20 protein-coding genes are annotated in these 23,814 nt (G+C 74.5%); 5 read left to right on the top strand and 15 right to left on the bottom strand.

Annotated elements, in window-relative coordinates; genetic code table 11:
• Positions 1-50: 50 nt before the first annotated feature.
• The 7 genes from CP984_RS33090 to CP984_RS33060 all read right to left on the bottom strand — a co-directional run bounded on the left by CP984_RS33090 (position 51) and on the right by CP984_RS33060 (position 7,868).
• Positions 51-881, bottom strand: coding sequence for an amidohydrolase family protein (locus CP984_RS33090; protein ID WP_003981579.1), 831 nt, complete (start codon positions 879-881; stop codon positions 51-53).
• A complete protein-coding gene (locus tag CP984_RS33085) occupies positions 878-1,894 on the bottom strand; it encodes an aldo/keto reductase (protein WP_003981578.1) in 1,017 nt (338 codons plus the stop codon). The genes CP984_RS33090 and CP984_RS33085 overlap by 4 nt, the downstream gene beginning before the upstream one ends.
• 13 nt (positions 1,895-1,907) lie before the next feature.
• Positions 1,908-2,939, bottom strand: a complete 1,032-nt coding sequence (locus CP984_RS33080; protein WP_003981577.1) for an ABC transporter permease — start codon at positions 2,937-2,939, stop codon at positions 1,908-1,910.
• Positions 2,936-4,594 (bottom strand): sugar ABC transporter ATP-binding protein, encoded by a 1,659-nt coding sequence (locus CP984_RS33075; protein WP_106968204.1) that lies wholly within the window; start codon positions 4,592-4,594, stop codon positions 2,936-2,938. Before CP984_RS33075 ends, CP984_RS33080 begins: the two co-directional genes overlap by 4 nt.
• Before the next feature lie 11 nt (positions 4,595-4,605).
• Complete coding sequence (locus CP984_RS33070; protein ID WP_003981575.1) at positions 4,606-5,628, bottom strand: sugar ABC transporter substrate-binding protein; 1,023 nt, start codon at positions 5,626-5,628, stop codon at positions 4,606-4,608.
• Positions 5,629-5,709: 81 nt separating this feature from the next.
• On the bottom strand, positions 5,710-6,495 hold the full coding sequence (locus CP984_RS33065; RefSeq protein ID WP_003981574.1) for an SDR family NAD(P)-dependent oxidoreductase: 786 nt from the start codon (positions 6,493-6,495) through the stop codon (positions 5,710-5,712).
• A complete protein-coding gene (locus tag CP984_RS33060; RefSeq protein ID WP_003981573.1) occupies positions 6,492-7,868 on the bottom strand; it encodes an enolase C-terminal domain-like protein in 1,377 nt (458 codons plus the stop codon). Before CP984_RS33060 ends, CP984_RS33065 begins: the two co-directional genes overlap by 4 nt.
• Positions 7,869-8,195: 327 nt before the next feature.
• On the opposite strand from CP984_RS33060, the gene CP984_RS33055 reads away from it, so the two are divergent.
• Together CP984_RS33055 and CP984_RS33050 are read left to right on the top strand one after the other, a co-directional pair.
• Entirely contained in the window at positions 8,196-9,329 is a 1,134-nt protein-coding gene (locus CP984_RS33055) for a PAC2 family protein (protein WP_003981572.1), read from the top strand.
• Positions 9,330-9,488: 159 nt separating this feature from the next.
• Positions 9,489-10,658 carry a serine hydrolase domain-containing protein gene (locus CP984_RS33050; protein ID WP_030184479.1) on the top strand — a complete coding sequence of 390 codons (1,170 nt, stop codon included), beginning with the start codon at positions 9,489-9,491 and terminating at the stop codon, positions 10,656-10,658.
• Positions 10,659-10,892: 234 nt separating this feature from the next.
• Here CP984_RS33050 and CP984_RS33045 read toward each other — a convergent pair whose 3' ends face one another.
• From CP984_RS33045 to CP984_RS33020, 6 genes are all read right to left on the bottom strand, one after another.
• A complete protein-coding gene (locus tag CP984_RS33045) occupies positions 10,893-11,927 on the bottom strand; it encodes an NHL repeat-containing protein (protein WP_003986297.1) in 1,035 nt (344 codons plus the stop codon).
• The gene (locus CP984_RS33040) at positions 11,924-12,883 is read right to left on the bottom strand and encodes an SMP-30/gluconolactonase/LRE family protein (protein ID WP_003986298.1); all 960 of its coding nucleotides are present in this window, start codon (positions 12,881-12,883) and stop codon (positions 11,924-11,926) included. The genes CP984_RS33045 and CP984_RS33040 overlap by 4 nt, the downstream gene beginning before the upstream one ends.
• Positions 12,884-13,032: 149 nt before the next feature.
• A complete protein-coding gene (gene mshC, locus CP984_RS33035; protein WP_003986299.1) occupies positions 13,033-14,262 on the bottom strand; it encodes a cysteine--1-D-myo-inosityl 2-amino-2-deoxy-alpha-D-glucopyranoside ligase in 1,230 nt (409 codons plus the stop codon).
• A 122-nt stretch (positions 14,263-14,384) separates the two neighbouring features.
• Positions 14,385-15,320, bottom strand: coding sequence for an SCO1664 family protein (locus CP984_RS33030; RefSeq protein ID WP_078575429.1), 936 nt, complete (start codon positions 15,318-15,320; stop codon positions 14,385-14,387).
• A complete protein-coding gene (locus CP984_RS33025) occupies positions 15,320-15,910 on the bottom strand; it encodes a DUF3090 domain-containing protein (protein WP_003986305.1) in 591 nt (196 codons plus the stop codon). Before CP984_RS33025 ends, CP984_RS33030 begins: the two co-directional genes overlap by 1 nt.
• 126 nt (positions 15,911-16,036) lie before the next feature.
• Positions 16,037-16,735: a histidine phosphatase family protein gene (locus CP984_RS33020; protein WP_003986306.1), complete on the bottom strand. Its 699-nt coding sequence runs from the start codon at positions 16,733-16,735 to the stop codon at positions 16,037-16,039.
• Positions 16,736-16,890: 155 nt separating this feature from the next.
• On the opposite strand from CP984_RS33020, the gene corA reads away from it, so the two are divergent.
• Positions 16,891-17,886: a magnesium/cobalt transporter CorA gene (gene corA, locus CP984_RS33015; RefSeq protein ID WP_003986307.1), complete on the top strand. Its 996-nt coding sequence runs from the start codon at positions 16,891-16,893 to the stop codon at positions 17,884-17,886.
• Positions 17,887-17,946: 60 nt separating this feature from the next.
• Here the strand turns inward: corA and CP984_RS33010 are convergent, their stop codons facing one another.
• On the bottom strand, positions 17,947-18,735 hold the full coding sequence (locus CP984_RS33010; protein WP_003986308.1) for a hypothetical protein: 789 nt from the start codon (positions 18,733-18,735) through the stop codon (positions 17,947-17,949).
• Positions 18,736-18,971: 236 nt separating this feature from the next.
• Positions 18,972-20,027: an LLM class F420-dependent oxidoreductase gene (locus tag CP984_RS33005; RefSeq protein ID WP_003986309.1), complete on the bottom strand. Its 1,056-nt coding sequence runs from the start codon at positions 20,025-20,027 to the stop codon at positions 18,972-18,974.
• Between the two features lie 196 nt (positions 20,028-20,223).
• Between CP984_RS33005 and CP984_RS33000 the strand changes: the two genes are divergently transcribed.
• Together CP984_RS33000 and CP984_RS32995 are read left to right on the top strand one after the other, a co-directional pair.
• Positions 20,224-21,207 carry an aldo/keto reductase gene (locus CP984_RS33000; protein WP_003986310.1) on the top strand — a complete coding sequence of 328 codons (984 nt, stop codon included), beginning with the start codon at positions 20,224-20,226 and terminating at the stop codon, positions 21,205-21,207.
• Positions 21,204-23,753: a helix-hairpin-helix domain-containing protein gene (locus CP984_RS32995; protein WP_043978947.1), complete on the top strand. Its 2,550-nt coding sequence runs from the start codon at positions 21,204-21,206 to the stop codon at positions 23,751-23,753. The genes CP984_RS33000 and CP984_RS32995 overlap by 4 nt, the downstream gene beginning before the upstream one ends.
• Positions 23,754-23,814: the final 61 nt, after the last annotated feature.

The following is a 23,814-nucleotide window of genomic DNA, read 5'->3' as shown; positions in this document are numbered from 1 at the left end:
CCGGATTCGACCACCCTTGCGAGCGGCCCGCGACCCCTTTCCCGCGACCCCTACACCCCATAAACCCCCACCGCATTCCCCCCGAACACCGCCGCCCGCTCATCCGGCGTGAGATGGGCGGTGGCCGTTTCGGTCAGGGTGACGACGGTCTCGTAGGGGGCGGCCAGGGTGCAGACCGGCCAGTCGGAGCCGAAGAGGGTGCGGTGGGGGCCGAAGGTGTCCAGGGCGTGGCGGGCGTACGGGTGGATGTCGGCGGGGCGCCAGGTCGGCCAGTCGGCCTCGGTGACCAGGCCGGAGAGTTTGCAGACGGTGTTGGGGAGGCGGGCGAGGGCGGCCAGGCCGTCGGCCCACGGCTGCCAGGCGCGGGCCGCGATGGCGGGTTTGGCGGCGTGGTCGAGAACGAACGTGAGGGCGGGGAGCGCGCGGGCGGCGGCGAGCGCGGCGGGCAGTTCGCGCGGGGTGACCAGGAGGTCGTAGACGAGACCGGCGTCCGCGACGGCGGCCAGGCCGCGCCGTACGGCGGGGCGGGCGAGCCAGTGCGGGTCGGGTTCGTCCTGGACCTGGTGGCGCAGGCCCACCAGGAGCGGCGGCATCGTGTCCAGGACGCCGGGCAGTCCGGGGTCGGTCAGGTCGGCCCAGCCGACGACGCCGCGGACGACGGGCGAGCGGGCCGCGACCGCGAGCAGTTCGGCGGTTTCGGCACGGGAGGCCGAGGACTGGACGAGGACGGTGCCGTGGATGCCGTGCGCGGCGAGGTGCGGCGCCAGGTCGTCGAGGGTGTACGTACGGCGGATCGGGTCGGCCCAGGCGCCGTCCATCCACGGCTGCGGGCGCCGGGACAGGTCCCAGAGGTGGTGGTGGGCGTCGATACGGCCGGTCACGGGCGGGCCCCCGGGTCGGCGGTGGGAAGCGGCAGGTCGGGGTCGAGGAGCCCGCGGTCGGTGAGGGCGTGCCACAGGGCGTCCGGGATGTCGTACGTGAACAGTTCGGCGTTCTCCCGGGCCTCCTCCGGCGACGCGGCGCCCGCCAGGACCCCGGCCACGGCCGGGTGGCCGAACGGGAAGCGCAGCGCGGCGGCCTTGAGCGGCACGCCGAACTCCGCGCACACGGACGCGAGCCGTCGCGCCCGTTCCACCAGCGGGGCGGGCGCCGGCGCGTAGTCGTACGGGGCGCCGGGCGACGGGTCGGCCAGCAGCCCGGAGTTGTAGACGCCGCCGACGACGACCGACGTACCGCGACGGGCGCAGACCGGCAGCAGGTCGTCGAAGGCGCCGCGGTCGAGCAGGGTCCAGCGCCCGGCGCACAGCACCACGTCCACGTCGAGGTCGGCGACGTACCGGGCCGCCGCGTCGCTGCGGTTCAGCCCGAAGCCGATGGCGCCCACCACGCCTTCCGCGCGCAGTTCGGCAAGGGCGGCGAAGCCGGTCCCGTACACCTCGGGGATGTGCTCCTCGACGTCGTGCAGGTAGACGATGTCCACGGCGGACACGCCCAGGCGCTCCAGGGACGCGGCGAGCGTGCGGCGGATGCCGTCGCGGGACAGGTCCCACACGCGGGCGCGCGCCGGGGTCGCGGTGTAGCCCTGGCCGTCCACCGTCTCGCCGGGCGCGAGGGCCCGCAGCCGCCGTCCGACCTTGGTGGACAGCGTGTACGCGGCGCGGTCGCGCCCGGCCAGCGCCCGCCCCAGCCGTTCTTCGGACAGGCCGAGTCCGTAGTGCGGCGCGGTGTCGAAGTGGCGGGCGCCGGTGTCGAAGGCGGCGTGCACGGTCTGCCGGGCGCGGTCCTCGGGAAGCGGCCGGTACAGGTTGCCGAGGGGCGCGCAGCCCAGGCCGAGGGGCGGCACGGTCACGCGCGTACGGCCCAGCCGCCGTGCCCCGCGCGGTATGTACGGCACCGCGTCCTCCTGCTCAGTCCTGCTGCTCGCCGCCCGCGAACCGGGAGATGACCAGCGCGACGATGATGATCAGGCCGTTGAGGAACTGGGTCCACAGCGGCGGCACCCCGCCCAGCGTCATGACGTTGATGACCAGCTGGAGGGTCAGGACCCCGGTGAGCGCGCCGAAGAGCGTGCCGCGGCCGCCCTTGAGGCTGATGCCGCCGATGACGGCGGCGGCGAAGACCTGGAAGATCCAGCCGTTGCCCTGGCTCGCGGAGACGGCGCCGTAGTGGCCGGTGTAGAGGATGCCCGCGAAGGCGGCCAGCAGACCGCCGACGGCGAGCACGGCCCAGGTGATCCGGTCCACCCGGATACCGGCCGTACGGGCGGCCTCCGGGTTGCCGCCGATCGCGTACAGCGCCCGGCCGTGCCGCAGATACCCGAGGGCCGCGCCGCCGAGCGCGAACAGCGCCAGGCAGATCCAGACGGCGGCCGGGACGCCGAGCCAGGCGGTGCGGCCCAGGTAGGCGAAGGACTCCGGCACATCGCCGATCGACCGGCCCCCGGAGATGCCGAGTTGCAGGCCGCGCAGCATGGTCAGCATGCCGAGGGTGGCGATGAAGCCGTTGACGCGCAGCTTGAGCATCAGGAACCCGTTGGCCGCGCCGACCGCGGCGCCCACGGCCAGGCACAGCGGTACGGCCGTCCACTGCGGCAGCAGTTCCAGCCCGGCGAACCGCCCGCCGTGCGCGGGCATCACCAGCCACAGGGCCAGCACCGGCGCCAGGCCGATGGTGGACTCCAGCGACAGGTCCATCCGCCCGCTGATCAGGATCAGCGCCTCGCCGAGCACCAGCAGGCCGAGTTCGGTGGACTGCTGCACGACGCCGACCAGGTTGTCCCGGGTCAGGAAGGCGGGCGAGACGATGAAGCCGGTGACGCCGAGGACGAGGATCACCGGCACCAGGGACACATCGCGCCAGCGGGCGAGCGCGGGACGCGCCCGGTTGCGCGCCGGCGCGTCCGCCAGGCCGGGCGCCTGCTGCCGTGCGGTGTCGGTCATGGCGGGTCGCCTCCTTGGGAGCCGTGGGGATCCGGGGTGCCGGGAGTGTCAGGAGGGTTGGGGGCACCGCGTGGCTCGGGAGTGCCGGGAGGACCGTCCGTACCGTACGGGCTGATCACGCCCGGCCCCTCCGAGCCCTCCTCCCCCACCACCCCCTCCATCGCCCCCACCAACTCCCCCTCCCGCCACCACCGCCCGAACCGGGCGACCACCCGGCCGTGGGACATCGCCAGGACCCGGTCGCAGATCCGCAGGTCGTCCGGTTCGTCGGAGACGAGGAGGACGCCGCTGCCGGCTGCCGCCACCTCCCGTACGACGCCCAGCAGCGCGTCCTTGGACTTCACGTCCACCCCGTTGGTGGGCCGGACCGCGATCAGCACCGCGGGCTCGCGGGCCAGGGCCCGGGCGACGACGACCTTCTGCTGGTTGCCGCCGGAGAGCCCGGAGACCGGCTGGCCGGGGCCGGTGGTGCGGATGTCCAGGGCGGTGATCATGCGCCGGGCGAACGCGCGGGTACGGGAGGGCAGGACCGTGCCCAGCGGGCCGAGCCGGTCGGTGACGGCCAGCGTGGCGTTCTCGGCGACGCTGCGGCCGGGGACCAGCCCGTCGCGGTGCCGGTCCTCCGGTACGTAGCCGATGCCCGCCTCGATCGCGTGCCGCACGCTGCCGGTCCGTACGGGCCGCCCGCGCACCTCGATCCGCCCGCCGTCCGGAGCGCGTACGCCGGCCAGCGTCTCGCCGACGGCGGTGTTCCCGCCGGCCGCCGCCCCGGCCAGGCCCACCACCTCGCCCGCCCGTACGGTCAGGTCCAGCGGCGCGAACGCCCCGCGCAGCGCCAGCCGTTCGGTGCGCAGCACCACGTCGCCCGCGGGCCGCCGGGCGGCGCTTCCCGGGCCGGAGCGGGCCGCCCGCTCCCCCGTCATCGCCGCCACGAGGTCGTCCTCGGCGAGCCCGGCCACCGGCGCGGTCAGCACCGGGCGGGCGTCGCGCAGGACGGTGACGGTGTCGCACAGGTCGTACACCTCGTGCAGATGGTGCGAGATGAACAGGAACGCGGCACCGGTCGCGCGCAGGGCGCGCAGCTTGGCGAAGAGGCGGGCGATGCCGCCCGCGTCGAGCCGGGCGGTGGGCTCGTCCAGGATGATCAGCCGGGCACCGCCGGACAGCGCGCGGGCGATCTCGACGCACTGCCGCTGCTCGACGCCGAGGTCCTTGATCCGGGCCGCGGGGTCGATGTCGACGCCGTACTCGGCCAGCAGGGCCGCGGCCCGCGCGCGCAGGGCCCGCCACCGGATCACCCGTCCGCCCGGGAACCGGTTCAGGTGGAGGTTCTCCGCGACGGTCAGTTCGGGGACCGTCATCGGTTTCTGGTGGACGCAGGCGACCCGGTGCCGCCAGGCGGCGGCGTCGCCCCAGCGGGGTGCCGGTGCGCCGTCGAAGGCGACCCGTCCGGCGTCCGGCCGGGTCAGGCCGGTCAGTACGGACACCAGGGTGGACTTGCCGGCGCCGTTGCGGCCGACGAGGGCGTGCGCTTCGCCGCGCCGTACGGTCAGCCCGGCGCCGTCCAGGGCCACGGTCGGCCCGTAGCGCTTGACGATGCCCTCGGCCTGTACGGCGGGTGGGCCCGCCCTGCCCTCGTCCGTGTCGTCCCCCACGGTCGCCACCTCTACTCCCCCGCGGGCCGGTTGGCCCACAGTCGCGGATCGTCCACGTTGGCCCGGGTGACGAGCGGGGCCGGCAGCTGGTCCTCCAGCCCGTTCGGAATCTTCACGATCTTCGAACCGTGGTCCGTCGGGCCGGGCGTGAACGTGCGGCCCGCGAGCGCCGCGCGGGCGTAGTGGAGCGCGTACTTCGCGTACAGGTCGGCCGGCTGGGACAGCGTGGCGTCGATCGTCCCGGCGCGGATGGCGGCGAGTTCCTCGGGGATGCCGTCGTTGGAGACGACCGTGATGTGCCCGGCGGTGCCGGCCGGCTTGAGCAGGCCCCGCTGTTCGAGGAGGGCCAGGACGGGCCGGAGGAACGCGCCGCCCGCCTGCATGTAGATGCCGTCGGTGTCCGGGTACCGGCCCAGCAGGCTCTGGAGTTTGGCGGAGGCGACCTCGCCCTTCCAGTCGGTGGGCAGTTCGTGCACGGTGATCCCGGGGTACTTCCGCCGCATGCAGGCGGCGAACGCCTCGGATCTGTCCCGGCCGTTGACGGAGCTGAGGTCGCCCTGAAGCTCCGCGACCCGCCCACGGCCGCCCAGTTCGCGGCCCAGGTAGTCGCAGGACTTCTCGCCGAACGCGCGGTTGTCGGCCCGTACGACCATGGTGACCGGGCCGGCGTCGGGCCGGGTGTCCACGCTGATCACGGGGATCTTCCGGTCCGCGAGCCGGCGCAGCTCGGCGGTGATCGCGCCGGTGTCCTGCGGGGCGATCACCACCGCTCCGGCGCCCTGGGCGGTGAGCGCCTGCACGTTGGAGACGACCTTGGCCACGTCGTTCTGCGAGTTGGACAGCGGCAGCGCCCTGGTCCGGGTCGCAGCCAGCTCCTTTTCCATGTGGTCCTGGTAGGAGCTCCAGAAGTCGGTGTCGGCCCGCGGCAGGTCGATGCCGATCTTCCCGCGGGCGTCACTGCCGCGGTTGCAGCCGGTGAGCGCCGCGGCGAGCAGCAGGGCGCACGCCGCCGCGCCGGTCGTACGCAGTCTCATGGTCCCGTCCCGTCCTAGGTCGAGGTGTACGGCTGTGCTGCGCCGCCCGTCCCGTACGGTCCGCGATGGCCCCGCCGTGACTCAGGTGACGGGGCGCAGCCGCAGTCCCTGCATGCCGCCGTCGACCGCGAGCGCGGTGCCGGTGATGCCGGAGGCGGCCGGGGACGCCAGGTGGGCGATGGCGGCGGCGACCTCGTCGGCGGTGACCATCCGGCCGGTCGGCTGCCGGGCGTTGAGCGCGGCCCGCTCGGCCGCCGGGTCCGGCGCCCGGTCCAGCAGCCGCCCCACCCACGGGGTGTCGGCCGTGCCGGGGTTGACGCAGTTGACGCGGATGCCCTCGCGGACGTGGTCGGCGGCCATGGCGAGGGTGAGGGAGAGCACGGCGCCCTTGCTGGCGCTGTAGAGGGCGCGTTGCGGCAGCCCGGCGGTGGCGGCGATGGAGCAGGTGTGGGTGATCGAGGCGCGGCCGGGGCGGTCGGCGGCGCTGCGCCGCAGGTGCGGCAGGGCGGCCCGCGCGGTGCGCACCAGCCCCAGGACGTTGACGTCCAGGACGTGCCGCCACTCCGCGTCGGCGTTGTCCTCGACCGTGCCGACGGCGCCGATGCCCGCGTTGCCCACGAGGACGTCCAGCCCGCCGAGCGCGTCCACGGCGGTGGCGACCGCGGTCCCTACGGCGTCCGCGTCGGTCACGTCGGCCGTCACGGGCACGGTGCCCGGCGGCGCCCCGGCCGGGTCGCGGTCCAGTACGGCGACCCGGGCGCCACGGCGCAGCAGCAGGGCGGCGGTGGCGGCGCCGATGCCGGAGGCGCCGCCGGTGACGAGCGCCGCCATGCCCGCGAAATCGCGCCCCTCCAAAGCGGTGCTCATTCCGGGACCTCCTGACCACCCGTCGGGTCCGGTTCCGGGTCCAGGCCGGGGTCCAGGTCCGGATCGCCGTCCGGCCCCGCCCGCCACACCGGCCCGTCCGGGAAGCGGTACGCGGCGACCGACAGCGGCTTCATACGGGCGGAGAAGCCCGGGGCGGTGGGCGCGCGGTAGCGGCCGCCGGTGACGACGGCCGGGTCGGTGAAGTGCTCGTGGAGGTGGTCGACGTACTCGATCACCCGGTCCCGCCGGGTGCCGGACACCGCCACGTAGTCGAACATCGCCAGATGCTGCACCAGCTCGCACAGCCCGACGCCGCCCGCGTGCGGGCACACCGGCACGCCGTACTTGGCGGCCAGCAGCAGGATCGCCACGTTCTCGTTCACGCCCGCCACCCGGGCCGCGTCGATCTGCACGAAGTCCACCGCGCCCGCCTGGAGCAGCTGCTTGAACACCACGCGGTTGGCGGCGTGTTCGCCGGTGGCGACCCTGACCGGCTGGCCGGAGCGCACGGCGGCGTGCCCGAGGACGTCGTCGGGGCTGGTCGGCTCCTCGATCCAGTACGGCTCGTACGGTGCGAGCTCGGTCATCCACCGGACCGCGTCCGCCACGTCCCAGCGCTGGTTGGCGTCGACCGCGATCCGCACGCCGGGCCCGACGGTCTCGCGCGCCAGGCGCAGCCGCCGCAGATCGTCGTCCAGGTCGGCGCCCACCTTGAGCTTGATCTGCCGGAAGCCGTCGGCCACCGCCTGCCGGGCCAGCCGGACGAGGGTGGCGTCGTCGTGGCCGAGCCAGCCGGGCGAGGTGGTGTAGGCGGGGTAGCCCTCGGCCTTCAGGCGGGCGGCGCGGGCGGCGCGGCCCGGTTCCGCGGCGCGCAGGATCGCCAGCGCGTCGTCCGGGGTCAGCGCGTCGGACAGGTAGCGGAAGTCGACGAGGGAGACCAGGTCCTCGGGGGACATGGCGGCCAGGAACGCCCAGACCGGCAGGCCGGCGCCGGTGGCGGCCAGGTCCCAGGCGGCGTTGACCAGCGCCCCGGCCGCCATGTGCGCCACGCCCTTCTCGGGGCCGAGCCAGCGCAGCTGCGAGTCGTGCGTCAGGTCGCGGTGCAGGGCGGCCAGATCGGCGGCGGTGGCGGGGGCGGGACGGCCGGTCACGTACGGGGCGAGGGCGCGGACCGCGGCGCAGACGACGTCGTTGCCACGGCCGATGGTGAAGCACAGGCCGTGGCCCCGGCCGCCCGCCGCGGTGCGCAGCACGACGTAGGCGGCGGAGTAGTCCGGGTCCGGGTTCATCGCGTCCGAGCCGGTGAGCTCCCGGGAGGTGGGAAAGCGGACGTCGTGGACCTCCACCCCCGTGACGGTGTCGGTGACGGCCATGCGTACGCCTCCAGGGACGGGCGCGGAGGAACATCGGACCTTTCCCGGACCCCCGATGTATAGCGCCGCGCCGCGGCAGCGTCCAGGGGGCGTGCGGACGGTACGGACCGGTGTCGGTTTTCGGACGCCGGGCGGTGTCGGGCCGGGCGCGGGGCCGGTACGGGGGCGGGGCCGGACGCAATCCGAACACGTCGGATGTATGCACACTCGTTCGTGCACAGGGGCTGCGTGGGGGTACCACGGACGCCGTAGGCTGGGGGCGCACGCAAAGGAACTGCTGCCGGTGGCCGCCCCGAGGAGGCGGCGCCGGTCGGAAGGAGGCGCTGGGTGATCGAGCTCGAGGGGGTTCCCGAGCTGATCGACCCGGTCATGGTGGCCGCGTTCGAGGGCTGGAACGACGCCGGCGACGCCGCCTCCGCCGCGGTCGCGCATCTGGACCGGGAATGGAAGGGCGAGGTGTTCGCCGCGCTGGACGCGGAGGACTACTACGACTTCCAGGTCAACCGCCCGACCGTCTGGCTGGACGGCGGCGTCCGCAAGATCACATGGCCCACGACCCGGCTCTCCGTGGTCCGGATCGCCGACGCGAACGGCAAGGGCAAGCCGCGCGACCTGGTGCTGGTGCGGGGCATCGAGCCCAGCATGCGCTGGCGCTCGTTCTGCAACGAGATCCTGGGCTTCGCGCACGAGTTGGGCGTGGAGATGCTGGTGGTGCTGGGCGCGCTGCTCGGCGACACCCCGCACACCCGGCCGGTGCCGGTCAGCGGCGTCACCTCCGACCCGGACCTGGCGCGCCGGCTGGACCTGGAGGAGACCCGGTACGAGGGCCCGACGGGCATCGTCGGCATCCTCCAGGAGGCGTGCACCCACGCGGGTGTCCCGGCCGTCAGCCTGTGGGCGGCGGTTCCGCACTACGTCTCCCAGCCGCCGAACCCGAAGGCCACCCTGGCGCTCCTGAACCGCCTGGAGGACCTGCTCGACCTGCGCATCCCGCTGGGCGAGCTGAGCGAGGACGCGCGCGCCTGGCAGCTGGGCGTGGACCAGCTGGCGGCCGAGGACAGCGAGGTCGCCGAGTACGTCCAGTCGCTGGAGGAGGCGCGGGACACCGCCGACCTGCCGGAGGCGTCCGGCGAGGCCATCGCCCGCGAGTTCGAGCGCTATCTGCGCCGCCGGGACCCGCAGGCCGGCCCCGGCCTGGCCACCGAGGGCGGCGTCGCCGACGGCCGGGACGGCTCGTACCTGCGCGACACGGCCAGCGGCCGCACCCGCCCGCCGAAGCCCGCTCCGAAGGAGCCGAAGGAGTCCAAGGACCCGGGCCGCGAGCCGGGCGGCCAGGCGGACCCCAAGGGCCCGGACTCGGCAGGCGGCGGCCCGGACTCCCGCAAGCCGGACGCCGAGGACCCGCAGGACAGCCCGACGGACAGCCCGAAGGAGGGCCCGGCGGACGGCTCCGAGGGCTGACCCCACCAGGGGCGGCCCCCGGGGCGGCTCCGGGTCGTCCCCTAAGGCGGTGCGGGCGCATGCTCCTCCTCACCGGCGATCCCTCCCGGGCGCGGGTCCGGAAAGCTGCTCTTCGTCTTCGTACGAACGAGCCGTGGCTCGTCCACCCCTGGAGTCCCCTTGCGTACCCGCGTCGCCACCGCCGCCTTGATCGCCGCACTCGTCACCGGGGCCGCCGTGTGCCCGGCGGCCGCGGCCCCCGCACCGGCCGGGGCGCACCCGGCGGTTTCCCAGCGGCCCGACGGCCCGAACGCCGCGGCGCTCCGGCAGGCGCTCGGCGGGCTGCCGGACCGGAATACGACCGCCGCACTGGTACGGGTCGGCGGACGCGGCAGCTGGCACGGGAGCGCCGGGGTGCGCGACCTGTCCACCGGCCGCGGGCCCCTGGACAATGCGCGGTTCCGCGCGGGCTCGACCACCAAGGTGGTCACCTCGGCCCTCGTCCTCCAGCTCGCGGCGGAGAAGCGGATCGACCTGGACGGCACCGTCCAGCACTACCTCCCCGGCCTGCTGTCGGCGGACTTCGAGCCCATCACCGTACGGCAGTTGCTCACCTTCACCAGCGGGCTCCAGCCGGGGGCTTCACTGGGCCCGGAGAACGCCGAGGGATACGAGAACCGTTTCCGCACCCTCACCCCGCGGGACGTGGTCGCGGCGTCCGTCGCCAAGGGTCCCTACCGCGGGCCCGGTGAGGGGCCGGGCAGGAAGCAGCGTTACGGCAACATCGATTACACCGTGCTCGGCATGCTGATCGAAAGGGCCACCCACGACACGTACGAGCATCAGGCGAAGATCCGGGTCTTCCGGCCGGCCGGCATGACGCACACCTCGTTCCCCGGCGGGCCCGACCCGCGGATCCACGGCCCGCACCACCGGGGCTACCAGCGGCTGACGAGCGGAGCGGTGGTGGACGCGACGGAATGGAACATGTCGGACCGCTGGGCGGTGGGCGACATGATCTCCACCACCGCCGACCTGGAGAAGTTCCTGGTCGCGCTGTTCCGGGGGAAGATCGTGCCGCAACCGTTGCTGGAGCGGGAGATGTTCACGCTGCCGGACGTCGAGGGGGCCACTATGAGCGCGGGCCTCCAGCGCTACGACCTCGGTCACGGGCGGGTCATCTGGGGCAAGAGCGGCGCCCGGCCGGGCTACAACACGCTCATCGCGGCCACCCGGGACCTGTCGCGGACGCTGGTGTACTCCGTCAACGCGGTGGACGCCAAGGGCGAGACGATGAATCCGGTCGCCGCCCGCGTCGTGCGTGCCGCCTTCGCACCGGCAGAAAGCTGAGATCCGTACCGACAGGAGCGGCCGGTCCGGCGCCGGGGACCGGACCGGCCGGCTCCGCTCGTGAACGGGGGCAGGGGACGCGGCGACGACCGGCGGTTTCGCTGTGCCGACCGTGGTGGCCGCCACGCTGGTCGCCACGCTGTCCGTCTGGTTGGCGGGCCGGTTCCGGCGGCGGGCCCGGACGGGCTGGGAGCGGGCCCGGATCGCCCGGGACATGGCCGCCGCGGTGGTGGCTCACGAGGCCGGCATCGTTCCCCCTGCGGGGCCGGGGCCGTTCTGACCCCCCACCGGCAGGGAGAGCGCGGTGTACGAGGTGGTGGGGGTCGGCGGCGTCCCCCGGCGGGTGTTGGGGACGCACAGTTGCGTACGCGACCAGTCCACCGCCGGCTTGCCCGGCACGTCGAGGTCCGGGTCGGTGAGGCGGCCGACGGTCGTGCTGCCGGTGGCCGGGTCGAGGCGCAGCACGTCCACCGCGTTCCGCTCCGGCCGGACGACGTAGAGGCGGCCGCCCAGGGTGCGCAGTCCGTCGGCGCCGCACAGCGACGGGCCGTGGTGGGGGACGTGTACGGCGTCCCCGGTCTTCGGGTCGACCCGGTACAGGGCACCGGCCGCGGAGTTGAGGACGATCAGGCCGCCGTCGTCCGCGTAGGTGATGCCGGTCGCCGTGGGCCCGTCGCCCTGCACCCACTCCCCCGTCAGCGGCAAGGTGACGATGCCGCCGGGCGGGGGCGGGAGGGAGCCGAAAGGGCCGTACGGCAACAGGTGGACACAGGGCCGGGCGGCGTCGGTCACGTAATGCCCGGCGCCGAGCCCGATCAGGTCGCTCGCGTACGCCCCCGTGCCGCCGAGCGGATAGATGCCGCGCACCGCGCCCGTACTTCCCTCGATCACACGCAGTTCGCCGCTCACGCCGCCCGCGATGAACAGGGAGGTCTGCCAGTTGACCTGGAGGGCGACCGCCGGGCCGCCGGTGCCCTGGTGGACGGGGGTGCCCTCCCCGGTGGCCGGGTCGATCCGGTGGACCGAACCGTCGTGGAGCGAGCCGAAGTAGAGGAGGTTGAACCGGCCGTCGCCGACGCAGCCCGGCCGGAAACCGTCGGGCAGCCGGAAGACCGTACGGCCGGGCCCGGCGGCCGTACGGGCGCGGGCCGCGGCGGGCGCGGCGGAGCCGAGTGCCGTGCCCGCTCCCAGGGCGGCGCCGGTGGCGAGCAGTTTCCGGCGGGTCAGGGAGTGCGGCCCGGCCGCGTGTCCTCGGATGCGGCGGGTCATACGCGCTCCACCGCGACCACGGTGTACGTCGTGGTCGGCAGCGGCGGGTCGACGTTCAGGCGGGCGTTGGGCAGGTAGATGCGGTCGCCGCAGACGGCGGCGGTGGTCGGGATGTCGAAGCGCGGGTCGGTGATCCGGGCGACGGCCCGGCCTCGGGTGCCGCTGCCGTTCAGGCACAGCACGTCCACGGCGTTCTGGAACTGCTGCACCACGTACAACTGACGCCCCAGGAGCAGCAGTCCGTCCCCGTTCACGAGCGGCGGGCCGGTGTGCGGCACCTTGCGGGCGTCCCCGGTGCGCGGATCGACGCGGAAGAGCGCCCCGGCCACGACGTTGACGACGAGCAGCGCGGCACCGTCCGGGGTGCGTTCGATGCCGTTAGCCGTGAAGGAGCTCTGGACCCACTCCCCGGTCAGCGGGAGGGTGCGGATGCCGTCGGGGCCGGGCAGCTCGCCGTGCCGGCCGAGGGGCAGCACGAACAGCCGGGCCTGGAAGGAGTCGGTGAAGTAGGCGGCGTCCGGGGTGAGAACGACGTCGTTGACGAGTGTCGGCACGCCGCCGCCGACCTCGTAGGAGGCCAGGACGGCGCCGCTGCGCGCGTCCACGACGCGCACCCTGCCCAGGCCGCCCGCGATGAACAGCCGCCCCCGGGCGTCGAGCTTGAGGCCGACGGACTGCCGGTCCGTACCGAGGCTGCCGGTGATCAGCCGTCCCCGGCCGGTGGTCAGGTCGGCGCGGTAGACCGAGCCGTCGCCGATGGAGCCGAAGTACGCGTACGGGCCGCGGCCGATGGCGATGCCCTCGGGCCGGAATCCGTCGGGCAGGGAGAAGGTGGTGGGCCGGTCGCCGGCCGCGTGCGCGGGCGGGGCGAGGGGGCCGAGCGGTGCCAGGGCGGCTCCGGCGCCCAGGGCCGTACCGGTGGCGAGGAGTCTTCGGCGGGACAGGGAACGGTGCATGGTGCACGTCCTTCCTGCGAGGGTCCTGTGACGCCAGCCCAGCACACTCCGCTGCCCGCCGCCCGCCACAACGGCCGGTCTTCACAAGCGAATCGGGGCGCTCCCTCACGAGAGGGAACGCCCCGAGGGGTGGGAAGCCCGCCGTACGGCTACAGCGCGACGCCGAGCAGCGCGTCCACCGCGCGCGAGACCAGGCCGGGCGCGCCCTCGTCGCTGCCGCCGTCCGCCTGCTGCGCGGCGGCCCAGCGGTCGACCGCGGCGAGCGCGGCCGGCGAGTCCAGGTCGTCGGCGAGCGCCGTACGGATCTCCTCCAGCAGCGCCTCGGCGGGCGGGCCGTCCGGGCGGGAGACCGCGGCACGCCAGCGCGCCAGCCGCTCCACGGCCTCTTCCAGGACCGCGTCGGTCCACTCCCAGTCGGCCCGGTAGTGGTGCGCGAGCAGGGCCAGGCGGATGGCCGCCGGGTCGGTGCCGTCGCGGCGCACCTTGGAGACGAAGACGAGATTGCCCTTGGACTTGGACATCTTCTCGCCGTTCAGGGCGACCATGCCGGCGTGCACATATGCCTGGGCGAAGGGGTGCTCGCCGGTCAGCGCCTGGGCGTGCGAGGCGCCCATCTCGTGGTGCGGGAAGGCGAGGTCGGAGCCGCCGCCCTGCACGTCGAAGCCCATGCCGAGGTACCGCAGGGCGATGGCGACACACTCGATGTGCCAGCCCGGCCGGCCGCGGCCCAGCGAGCCGCCGTCCCAGCTGGGCTCGCCCTCGCGGGCGGCCATCCACAGCATCGGGTCGAGCGGGTTCTTCTTGCCGGGGCGCTCCGGGTCGCCGCCGCGCTCGGCGGACAGCACCCGCATCGCCTCGGCGTCGAGACGGGAGACCTCGCCGAAGTGCCGGTCGGCCTCGACGGAGAAGTAGATGTCGCCTTCGAGCTCATAGGCGGCACCGTTGTCGCGCAGCCGTTCGACCATCGGGACGATCCACGGTATGGCCTCGACGGCGCCGACGTACTCGCGCGGCGGGAGCATCCGCAGGGCGGTCATGTCCTCGCGGAACAGGGCGGTCTCGCGCTCCGCCAGCGCGGTCCAGTCGTCGCCGGTGGCCAGCGCCCGCTCCAGGAGGGGGTCGTCGACGTCGGTGACGTTCTGCACGTAGTGCACCTGGCGCTTCGTGTCGAGCCACACGCGCTGGACCAGGTCGAACGCGTTGTAGGTCGCCGCGTGCCCCATGTGGGTGGCGTCGTACGGCGTGATGCCGCAGACATAGATACGGGCGACGGGACCGGGGTCGAGGGTCACCCGTCCGCCGGTCGCGGTGTCGTGGATCCTCAGGTCGCGGCCCTGACCGGGCAGGGCGGGGACCTCAGAAGCGGGCCATGCATGCATGCCTTGAGCGTAACCGGACGCACGTTCCGCATACGAACCGGATCACGGATCTTGGCCGAATGCGGACTCTTGTGCCGGGTGGCCAAGTGTGCAGTGCGCCCAAAAGGGACCCCGGCCGCCGATCAGACCGGTGGCCAGGGAATCGGCGGCCAGTCGCCGCCGGGCCGCGGATGCACCCCGGTGCGCAGCAGGTCCGCGACGCGTGCGCGCAGCGCCGCCAGCTCGGCGCCGGTGATCAGCGCGGCCAGTCGGGTGGCGAGCGGGGCGCCCTCGGCCAGCGCCGTGGCGAGCCGCTCCAGCACCGTACGGGCCTCCTCGGTCAGCGGCTCGCCCGCCCAGCCCCACAGCAGCGTGCGCAGCTTGTCGTCGGCGTTGAAGGTCACGCCGTGGTCGATGGCGTAGAGCCGGCCGTCGGCGGCGGGCAGCAGGTGGCCGCCCTTGCGGTCGCCGTTGTTGATCACGGCGTCCAGGACGGCGAGCCGGCGCAGCCGCTCGTCGTCGGCGTGTACCAGAAGCGCGGTACGTCCTTCGCCGACCTCGGCGAAACCCACCGGTTTCCAGCCAGGCCCCGGCTCGTCCCGCTCGACCAGCGCCAGCAGCCCGGCGTCCTCCGGCGCGGCCTCGATCCACTCCTGGACCATGCCCTGGCCGTACGGGCCGTCGCGCAGCACCGTGGTGGGGATCAGGTCCCAGCCGGTGGCCCGGGACAGCTCGTAGGCGGCGACCTCGCGCTGGGCGAGCGTGCCGTCGGGGAAGTCCCACAGCGGGCGCTCACCGGCGACGGGCTTGTAGACGCAAGGGCCGGTGGCGCCCTCGTAGGTGATCGTGCAGTACAGGACGGCGTTGGACGCCTCCCGGACCTGTCCGCGTACGGTCAGCTCGCCGCGGGCCAGCGCGTCGGCGGACAGCCGTACGGGGCGCCCGGCTGCGGCCCCGCCGGATATGCCGCCGTCGGCTCCGCCGCGCGTCCCGCCGTCCCGGCTCTCACCCGTCCGGCGGTCCGCCAGCCGGTCGGCCGCCCCGGTGCCGTCGGCCGCCACCGTTTTCTCTCCCGGCATCACGCGTCCCGCCGGTACCCGTTCTGGCGCGGGCACACATGTCCTTCCGGGTCGAGCGGCAGGCTGCACAGCGGGCACGGCGGGCGGCCCGCGTTGACGACCTCCAGGGCCCGCTTGGCGAACGAGCGGGCCATCGCACCGGTGAGGCGGACCCGCAGCATCGGCGGGCCGTTCTCGTCGTCCTGGAGCAGCCGTTCCTCGGCCTCGGCCAGGTCCTCGTCCGTGTCGGCGTCCAGCTCGACCAGCGCCTGGGCCTCGATGATCATGCGCTGTTCGTCGCCGTCCCAGGCCAGCGCCATGGTGCCGACCCGGAACTCCTCCTCCACCGGCGACTCCAGCGGCGCGGTGTCGGCCGGTTCGGCGGGGGCGACCGCGGGGACGGGGGCGTTGCCGCCGCTGCGGCGCACCACCTCGTCCAGCAGCTCGTCGATGCGCTCGGCGAGCGCGGCGACCTGGGTCTTCTCCAGGGCGACACTGGTGGTGCGGCCGGCGGCCGACGCCTGGAGGAAGAAGCTACGGCGGCCAGGCAGCCCGACCGTACCGGCCACGAAGCGGTCCGGCGCGTCGTAGAAGAACACCTGACGGGACAACGTCCTGCTCCGTTTGCTCGACTGCGGGGTAGTGGTCGCTGCGGTTCCTGTGGGTGATGCATGCGGATGCGGTGCGCGGAAGGTGTGGCCGGCAGCGTCGTCGCACCACCCTACTGCGCCCGCTGATCACGGTCCGCCCGCGCCGCCGCCGACGGCCGCGTCCCGGTCGTCCGCCGCCGAGCTGCCGTCCTCCCTCGGTGCCAGTGTGCCGAAGTCACCGGTGTCGCCGAGGCGTACGACATACGGGCGCAGCCGCGTGTAGCGGATCGCGGTCAGCGAACAGGGTTCGACCGAGATCCGCTGGAACAGGTCGAAGTGCAGCCCGAGGGCGTCGGCGACCAGCGACTTGATGATGTCGCCGTGCGAGCACATCGCGTAGACGGCCTCGGGGCCGTGCGCGGCCTCGATCCGGGCGTTCCAGTCGCGGACCGCGTCCACGGCGCGCGCCTGCATGCCGCGCATCGACTCCCCGCCGGGGAAGGCGGCCGCGGACGGGTGCTGCTGGACGACCTCCATCAGCGGCTCGTCGTTCAGCTCGGCCAGCTTGCGGCCCGACCAGTCGCCGTAGTCGCATTCGGTGATGCGGTCCTCGGTGTGCAGCGGCAGGCCGGGGCGGGCGTCGAGCAGGGGCCGCAGGGTCTCCAGGCAGCGTTGCAGCGGGCTGCTCACGGCGGCGGCGAGCGGCAGGTCCGCCAGGCGGCCGGGAAGCGCCGCTGCCTGAGCGGCGCCGCGCTCGTCGAGGGCCACCCCGGGCGTCCGCCCGGCGAGCAGGCCGGACGTGTTGGCGGTGGAGCGGCCGTGCCGTACCAGGATCAGCGTGGGCATGGCAGCCAGCCTACGTTCTTGGCGGCGCAGCACCGGACGGAGGTCCGTAGAGTCCGTACAGCAAGCCGTCGAAGGCGGTTCGGGTCCGTACCCGTACGCCCCGCGCGCCCCGCCCTGCCCTGCGCTCCTGGCATGGTCCGGGAACGCGAGTGACAATGCCCAGTGTGATCGTCGACTGCGCCATCTACCAGGACGGCCGCCGCACCGAAGGGCCGGAGGACTTCTCCGACGCCCTCGAAGCGGCGCGCGCCGAAGGGCACTCCTTCCTGTGGCTCGGGCTGCACGAGCCCACCGAGGAGGAGTTCGAGCGGGTCAGCAGCGAGTTCGGGCTGCACCCGCTCGCCGTGGAGGACGCCCTCAAGGCGCACCAGCGGCCGAAGCTGGAGGTGTACGACGACTCGCTGTTCATGGTGCTCAAGCCGATCACGTACGACGACGCGGCGGGCTCCATCTCCGCCAGCGAGCTGATGATCTTCCTCGGGGACTCCTTCGTGGTCACCGTCCGGCACGGCGAGGCCAGCCCGCTCGCCGCGGTGCGCCGCCGCCTGGAGCACGAGCCGGACGTCCTGCGGCACGGCCCCACCGCGGTGCTGTACGCGGTCGGCGACGCCGTGGTCGACCACTACATCGAGGTGGCCGCGGAACTCCAGGTGGACCTGGAGGAGTTGGAGGCCGAGGTGTTCGCCCCGTCCCGCGGCGGGGACAGCAACAACACGGCGGCGGCGATCTACGCGTTCAAGCGCGAGGTGCTGGGGTTCCGGCGGGCCACCAACCCGTTGGTGGAGCCGATGCTGCGCCTGCAGAACCCGGGGGTGCCCTTCGTGCACGACGAGGCCCGCCCATTCTTCCGGGACGTCGGCGACCACCTCACCCGCGCCAACGAGTCCGTCGAGGGCCTGGACCGGCTGCTGTCGGACATCCTCAGCGCCCATCTGGCGCAGATGGGCGTGCGCCAGAACGACGACATGCGCAAGATCTCCGCCTGGGCGGCGCTGGCGGCCGTACCGACGCTGATCGCCGGTGTGTACGGCATGAACTTCGAGCACATGCCGGAACTGAAGTGGTCCTGGGGCTACTACGGCATCCTGCTGCTCATGGTGATCATCGAGCTGCTGCTGTACCGGACGTTCAAACGCCGCGGCTGGCTGTGAGAGACGGCGCGCACGCGGGCGTAGGGACCGCCGCCGCCCGGGTCACGCGCCCCGTACGCCTCAGACGAACTCCGGCGCCGAGGTGGCCGGACCGCCCAGCGCGTCGCGCCGCTCCGGGAGCCGCAGCGTGACCATCCTGCGCCGGCCGCCGAGCCGCTCGTAGGCGTACACCGCGCGGATACCGGCGGCGAGGACCGCGGATCTGGCCCGCGACCAGCCCAGGATGCGGCCCATGTGGGCCATCACCGCCAGGCTCACGTCCCGGTGGACCTCGATCTCGACGCGCGCGCAGTCCCGCAGCGTGCGCCGGATCACCGGGCCGTGGCCCTGCTCCGCCAGGCGCAGCAGTTCCTCGTGGCAGTAGGCGAGGTGGTTCTCCTCGTCCTGCGCGATCATCCGGATCGCCCGGCCGATCTGCGGGTGCTCGCCGAAGTACCTCTTCAGCAGGTCCATCTGCTCGGCGGCGCGCTGCTCGGTGACCCGGCTGTGCGCGAGATAGACGACGATGTCCCGCTCGGTGAGCGGCTCGTCGCGGCGCAGCTTGTCATGGGCCAGACCGATGCCCCGGCGCTCCAGGAGGGCGGTGTAGTCGGTGGCCTCGGGGACCGGCACCGGGTCCAGGCCGCGCTTGCGCAGCAGGGCGTTGAACAGGCGGCCGTGCTTGTCCTCGTCGGCGCCGTGCCGGGCTATCTTGGGGGCCAGGGCGCGCAGGGACTCGGGGACCAACGCGGCGATCCGGCCGTTCTCCCAGCCGCCCTGTGCCTCGCCACTGGCCGCGATGGAGCAGAAGAGCCGGTAGGACTCGTCGTGGTCGAGAATCTCCTGGAACACGCTTCGCGCCGAGAGCATCGGGCACCTCCGGTACGCCACATCCGCAAAAGAAGAGTAAAGAGCGGTACGTAGGAGGTGGCAACCGATGCGTCGGCCATCTCGTGCATTCGGGTGACCGGCGGGGCGGCCGGAAGGCGGAGCGGCGGCGGTACGGGGCGCCGCCGCGTAACCACGCGGGCCGTACCGGCGTTGTGCCGGGTGACGGCCGTGGCGGGGAAGACCCCCGAGCCCCCACCACGGCCGCAGCCGAAGGCCTACGCCAGCCCCGCGCGCTCCAGGGCCTCGGAGCCCGCCCGCAGCGAGGCGATCCGCTCCTCCAGCGTGAAGCCCGCGGGCGCGAGCGTCAGCGTGGTCACCCCGGCCGCCGCGTACGCCTGCATCCGGTCCGCGATGCGCTCGACGGAGCCCAGCAGCGTGGTCTGGTCGATCAGCCGGTGCGGGATCGCCGCCGCCGCGCCCTCCTTGTCACCGGCCAGGTACTTGTCCTGGATCTCGGTCGCCTCCTTCTCGTAGCCCATGCGCCGCGCGAGCTGGTTGTAGAAGTTCTGCTTGCGGCTGCCCATGCCGCCCACGTAGAGCGCGGTGTACGGGCGGAAGGTGTCGGCGAGCGCGCTGACGTCCTTGTCCGCGCCGACGGCCAGCGGCAGCGTCGGGCAGACGTCGAAGCCCTCCAGCGTCTTGCCGGCCTTCTCGCGGCCCTCCCGGATGTGCGCGATGGCCGTCTCCTCCAGATGGTCGGCGGAGGGGAAGATCAACAGCGCGCCGTCGGCGATCTCGCCGGTCTGGGTGAGGTTCTTGGGGCCGATCGCGGCGATGTACAGCGGGATGTGGGTGCGCTGCGGGTGCACGGTCAGCTTCAGCGGCTTGCCGGGGCCGCCGGGCAGCGGCAGCGTCCAGTGCTGCCCCTCGTAGGACAGCCGCTCACGCGTCATCGCCTTGCGGACGATCTCCACGTACTCGCGGGTCCGGGCCAGCGGCTTGTCGAATTTCACGCCGTACCAGCCCTCGGAGACCTGCGGTCCGGAGACGCCCAGGCCCAGCCGGAAGCGGCCGCCGGACAGGGAGTCGAGGGTGGCGGCGGTCATCGCGGTCATCGCGGGCGTACGCGCCGGGATCTGGAAGATCGCCGAGCCGACGTCGATGCGCTCGGTCTGGGCGGCGACCCAGGAGAGCACGGTGGGCGCGTCGGAGCCGTACGCCTCGGCGGCCCAGCAGACCGCGTAGCCGAGCCGGTCCGCCTCCTGCGCCACGGCCAGATTGTCCGCGTCCATCCCGGCGCCCCAGTAGCCGAGGTTGATCCCGAGCTTCATCGCGCTCCCCTTACTGATCAGTAACGTCGGTGTTCCGGGGACTCTAGCGCGGGGTGGCGCCGGGCGTCACCGGCCGGTGCCGGACGGCGCGGTGCCGGGGCGGGCCGCCGGGTTGTCCACAGGCCGGCGGCGCACCGGCCGACGGTTGTCCACAGGGTCCCCTGGCCCGGCCGACGGGCCAGTAATCTCAAGGTTCATGGAGCAAAGGCACCTCGGCCGTACGGGCCTGCGCGTGTCCCGTCTCGGCCTCGGCACACTGACCTGGGCCCGGGACACCGACGAGCACGACGCCGCCGAACAGCTCAAGGCGTTCTGGGAGGCCGGCGGCACCCTCGTGGACACGGCGGACGTGTACGCGGACGGCGGCGCCGAGTACCTCCTCGGCCGCCTCTGCGAGCAGCTGGTGCCACGCCGGGACCTGGTGATCGCGACGAAGGCGGGCAGCGTCCTGGCCGCCGACCGCCGCGTCGACGGCTCCCGCCGCCACCTGCTGGACGCGCTCGACGCCTCGCTGGAACGTCTCGGCACCGACTACGTCGACCTGTGGCAGCTGCACGCCTTCGACCCGCACACCCCGCTGGAGGAGACCCTTCAGGCGCTCGACATCGCGGTGGCCACCGGCCGCGCGCGCTACGTGGGCGTCTCGAACTTCTCCGGCTGGCAGCTGGCCAAGGCCGCGACCTGGCAGCTGTCCGCACCGACCATACGGACGCGCCTGGCCGGCACCCAGATGGAGTACTCCCTGCTCCAGCGCGGCATCGAGCGGGAACTGCTGCCCGCGGCGCGTGACCTGGGCGTCGGCCTGCTGCCCTCGTCGCCGCTGGGGCGCGGGGTGCTCACCGGCAAGTACCGGCACGCCACCCCCGCCGACTCCCGCGGCGCCTCGGAACAGCTCGCGCCGTTCGTCGCCCCGTATCTGGACGACACCGCGAGCCGGATCGTCGAAGCGGTCACCACGGCCGCCGACGGCCTCGCCGTCACCGCGCTGCAAGTGGCTCTCGCGTGGGTGCGCGACCGCCCCGGAGTCGCCGCGCCGGTCGTCGGCGCACGCACGGCGCAGCAGCTCAGAGCGGCATTGTCAGTGGAGACCCTTAGTCTTCCTGACGAGATCTGCCGGGCCCTGGACGACATCTCGGCCCCGGTGCACCACTACCCCGACCACGACTGGAGCACGCTGTGAGTACCGACCGCCTCTCCGACGAGGCCGCGCCCGAGCCCACCGCGCCCGGCCCGGAGACCACCGAGGGGGAGACCGCCGAGGCGGGCACTTCCGGGGCGGAGGGGCAGGGGGCTCCTGGGGCGGATGCTTCCGGGGTGGATGCTCCTGGGGCACCCGGTGCGGCCGGTTCGGGCGGCGCGGGTGTTGCCGGTGGGGCCGGTGCCGCCGGGCAGGGTGGTGTGCCGACCGCCGCGGCGCTGGCGGCAGCGGTGCGAGCCGTGGAGAGCGGTGAGCGGTCGGCGGACTCGTTCTTCACCGCGCGCTCTCCTCGGGCGGGCAGTACGGGTGCGGCAGCGGGGGGCCGTAAGAACGGCGGCGTTCCGGCTCCGGCGGCCGGGTCCCCGGAGCGTGCCGGTCAGGGCGGGTCGGCGGGCCCGGCGCCGGAGACCGCGGCTGCGGACCGGCCCGGCCCGAGCGATACACGGAGCGGCGCTCCCGGCAGCCTCCAGAACAGTCCCCAAGCCCACACCCACCCGACCCCCAACGGCGACGGCCCGAACCGCCCCGCCCCCGCTGAGCACGCCGCCCCCCACCCGGCCACGACGGCCGACCTGGCCCCCGGGCTCGACGGCGTACGGCAGGTGCTGACGGCGGGCGGCGCCCCCGAGGCGCTGGCCGGGAAGACCGCCGAAACGCTCGGCGAGCGCGCGGCGGAGGCGCTGCGCGAGGACCCCTGGCAGCTGCTCTCCGTACCGGGCGTGCGCCCCGAGCAGGCCGACGGCTTCGCGCGGGCGCTGCTCGGCCCGGCCTGCGGACCGGACGACGAGCGGCGCGCGCAGGCCCTGGTCGGCTGGCTGCTGGAGCAGGCGGCCCTGGCCGGGCACTCCGCGCTGGAAGCGTCCGCGCTGCGCGCCGCGCTCGCCCAGCGCTCCGTACCGGACCCGGACGAGGCGCTGCAGACGGCCATCGCCGAGGGCGCCGTGCTGGTCTTCCAGGACGCCATCGAGACGCCCGGGGCGCGTCCGGCGGCGGACGACGAGGACGAGGAGCAGCCGGTCCGCGTCCTGCTCGGACTCGACCGGTTCGCCATGGCCGAGGAGAGCGTCGCGGACGGCCTGGCCCGGCTGCTCAACACCTTCGAGGAGCCTTCCGACGCGGACGGCGTCGCCCCTGAAAGCGACGAAAAGTCCGCAGACGACGAGGGCGACGCCGGGGACGACGAAGACGGCGGGGACGGCGGTGACCGGCCCGACGCCGGCGCGCCCGAGCCGGACGCCGAGTCCCCCGTACGGCCCGTCCGGCAGCCGAGCCCGGCCCAGTGGGAGGCCGCCGCGACGGCCGCCCCCTCCCCCTCCGCCGCCGAACTGATCCGCGCCGCGGCCCGCAGCGGCCTGGTCGCGCACACCGGCGCCGAGGCCGCCCGCGCCGAGCCCGCCGCGCTGATCGCCGCGGCCCGCGCCCTCGGTCTGCGCGCCTGCGGCGCCACCCACACGGCCGACGGCCGCGCCCGGTTGTCCCAGCAGGTCGCCGAGGCCACCGAGGCGTTCGCGGACCTGGCCGCGGCGCCGGGCGCCCCCGAGGACGCCGCCAAGGCCGCCGTCACGCTCTCCGGGCTGCTGGCCGGCCGTGAAGGGCCCGGCCGGGACGCGGACGGCGCCCTCGCGCTCGACGTCCTGGTCGTGCTGGACGCGCCCCAGCTCGACCTGGAGACCGCCGCGATGCTCGTCGAGTCGCTGACCGACGGCACCCGGCTGGTCCTCAGCGGTGACCCGGGCATGCTGTGGTCGGCGGGTCCAGGACGGCTCTTCGCCGATGTGCTCGCCGCCCGCTGCTGCCCCCAGGTCGCCTCCCGCACCCCCGACTTCGGCCCGGTCGGCGAGCTGGTCTCCGGCATCGGCATCGGCGAGCTGAACCAGGTCGAGGCGCCCGGCAAGGAGGTGGTGATCGTCCCGGCCCGCGACCCGGGCGAGGCGGTGCACCGTACGGTGCAGCTCGTCGCCGACTCGGTGCCCCGCGCGATCGGCATCCCCGCCGAGCAGACCCAGGTCATCACCGTCGGCCACGGCGGCGCCGCGGGCACCCGCGCGCTGAACGCGGCCCTCAAGGAGCGGCTGAACCCCGGCCCCGGCCGGTTCGGCGGCTTCGACCCGGGCGACCGCGTCGCCTACTCCCCCGCCCCCGGCCGCATCGTCCCCGGCACGGTCACCGGCGCCGACGCGGCCGGTCTGCACCTGGAGTGCGCCGGTGCCCCCGTGGTCGTGCCGCGCGAACGGGTCGGCGCCGACACCGTCCGGCACGGCTGGGCGATCACCGCCCACCAGGCGGTCGGGACACGCTGGCCGGCCGCCGTGGTGGTCCTGCCGGGCGACGCCGCCAAGGGCCTCACCCGCGCCTGGGTCTACACGGCCTTCGGCCGCGCCGAGCGCCATCTGTCGGTCGTGCAGGGCGTGGACCAGGCGCTGCCGCGCGCGGTCGCCGAGATCCCGGCGAAGGAGCGCACCACCCGCCTGCGGACGCTGCTCCAGCTGCACACCGTCCAGGCCACGGCGGACGCCCTGGCCGGCTGATCACCCGGCAGGGGCCGGGCGGCGCGCCCGTACGGGACCGGTCGGCACCCGCCCGTACGGG

It is taken from the genome of Streptomyces rimosus (assembly GCF_008704655.1).
Classification (GTDB): domain Bacteria; phylum Actinomycetota; class Actinomycetes; order Streptomycetales; family Streptomycetaceae; genus Streptomyces; species Streptomyces rimosus.
This window is presented reverse-complemented; position numbering and strand designations above follow the sequence as displayed.

What these genes read in the sequence shown, in the direction of transcription:
- CP984_RS33080 (WP_003981577.1), bottom strand. Translation starts at nt 2,939, where the DNA reads ATGACCGACACCGCACGGCAGCAGGCGCCCGGCCTGGCGGACGCGCCG.
- CP984_RS33070 (WP_003981575.1), bottom strand. Translation starts at nt 5,628, where the DNA reads ATGAGACTGCGTACGACCGGCGCGGCGGCGTGCGCCCTGCTGCTCGCC.
- CP984_RS33065 (WP_003981574.1), bottom strand. Translation starts at nt 6,495, where the DNA reads ATGAGCACCGCTTTGGAGGGGCGCGATTTCGCGGGCATGGCGGCGCTC.
- CP984_RS33060 (WP_003981573.1), bottom strand. Translation starts at nt 7,868, where the DNA reads ATGGCCGTCACCGACACCGTCACGGGGGTGGAGGTCCACGACGTCCGC.
- CP984_RS33045 (WP_003986297.1), bottom strand. Translation starts at nt 11,927, where the DNA reads ATGACCCGCCGCATCCGAGGACACGCGGCCGGGCCGCACTCCCTGACC.
- CP984_RS33040 (WP_003986298.1), bottom strand. Translation starts at nt 12,883, where the DNA reads ATGCACCGTTCCCTGTCCCGCCGAAGACTCCTCGCCACCGGTACGGCC.
- mshC (WP_003986299.1), bottom strand. Translation starts at nt 14,262, where the DNA reads ATGCATGCATGGCCCGCTTCTGAGGTCCCCGCCCTGCCCGGTCAGGGC.
- CP984_RS33030 (WP_078575429.1), bottom strand. Translation starts at nt 15,320, where the DNA reads ATGCCGGGAGAGAAAACGGTGGCGGCCGACGGCACCGGGGCGGCCGAC.
- CP984_RS33020 (WP_003986306.1), bottom strand. Translation starts at nt 16,735, where the DNA reads ATGCCCACGCTGATCCTGGTACGGCACGGCCGCTCCACCGCCAACACG.
- corA (WP_003986307.1), top strand. Translation starts at nt 16,891, where the DNA reads ATGCCCAGTGTGATCGTCGACTGCGCCATCTACCAGGACGGCCGCCGC.
- CP984_RS33010 (WP_003986308.1), bottom strand. Translation starts at nt 18,735, where the DNA reads ATGCTCTCGGCGCGAAGCGTGTTCCAGGAGATTCTCGACCACGACGAG.
- CP984_RS33005 (WP_003986309.1), bottom strand. Translation starts at nt 20,027, where the DNA reads ATGAAGCTCGGGATCAACCTCGGCTACTGGGGCGCCGGGATGGACGCG.
- CP984_RS33000 (WP_003986310.1), top strand. Translation starts at nt 20,224, where the DNA reads ATGGAGCAAAGGCACCTCGGCCGTACGGGCCTGCGCGTGTCCCGTCTC.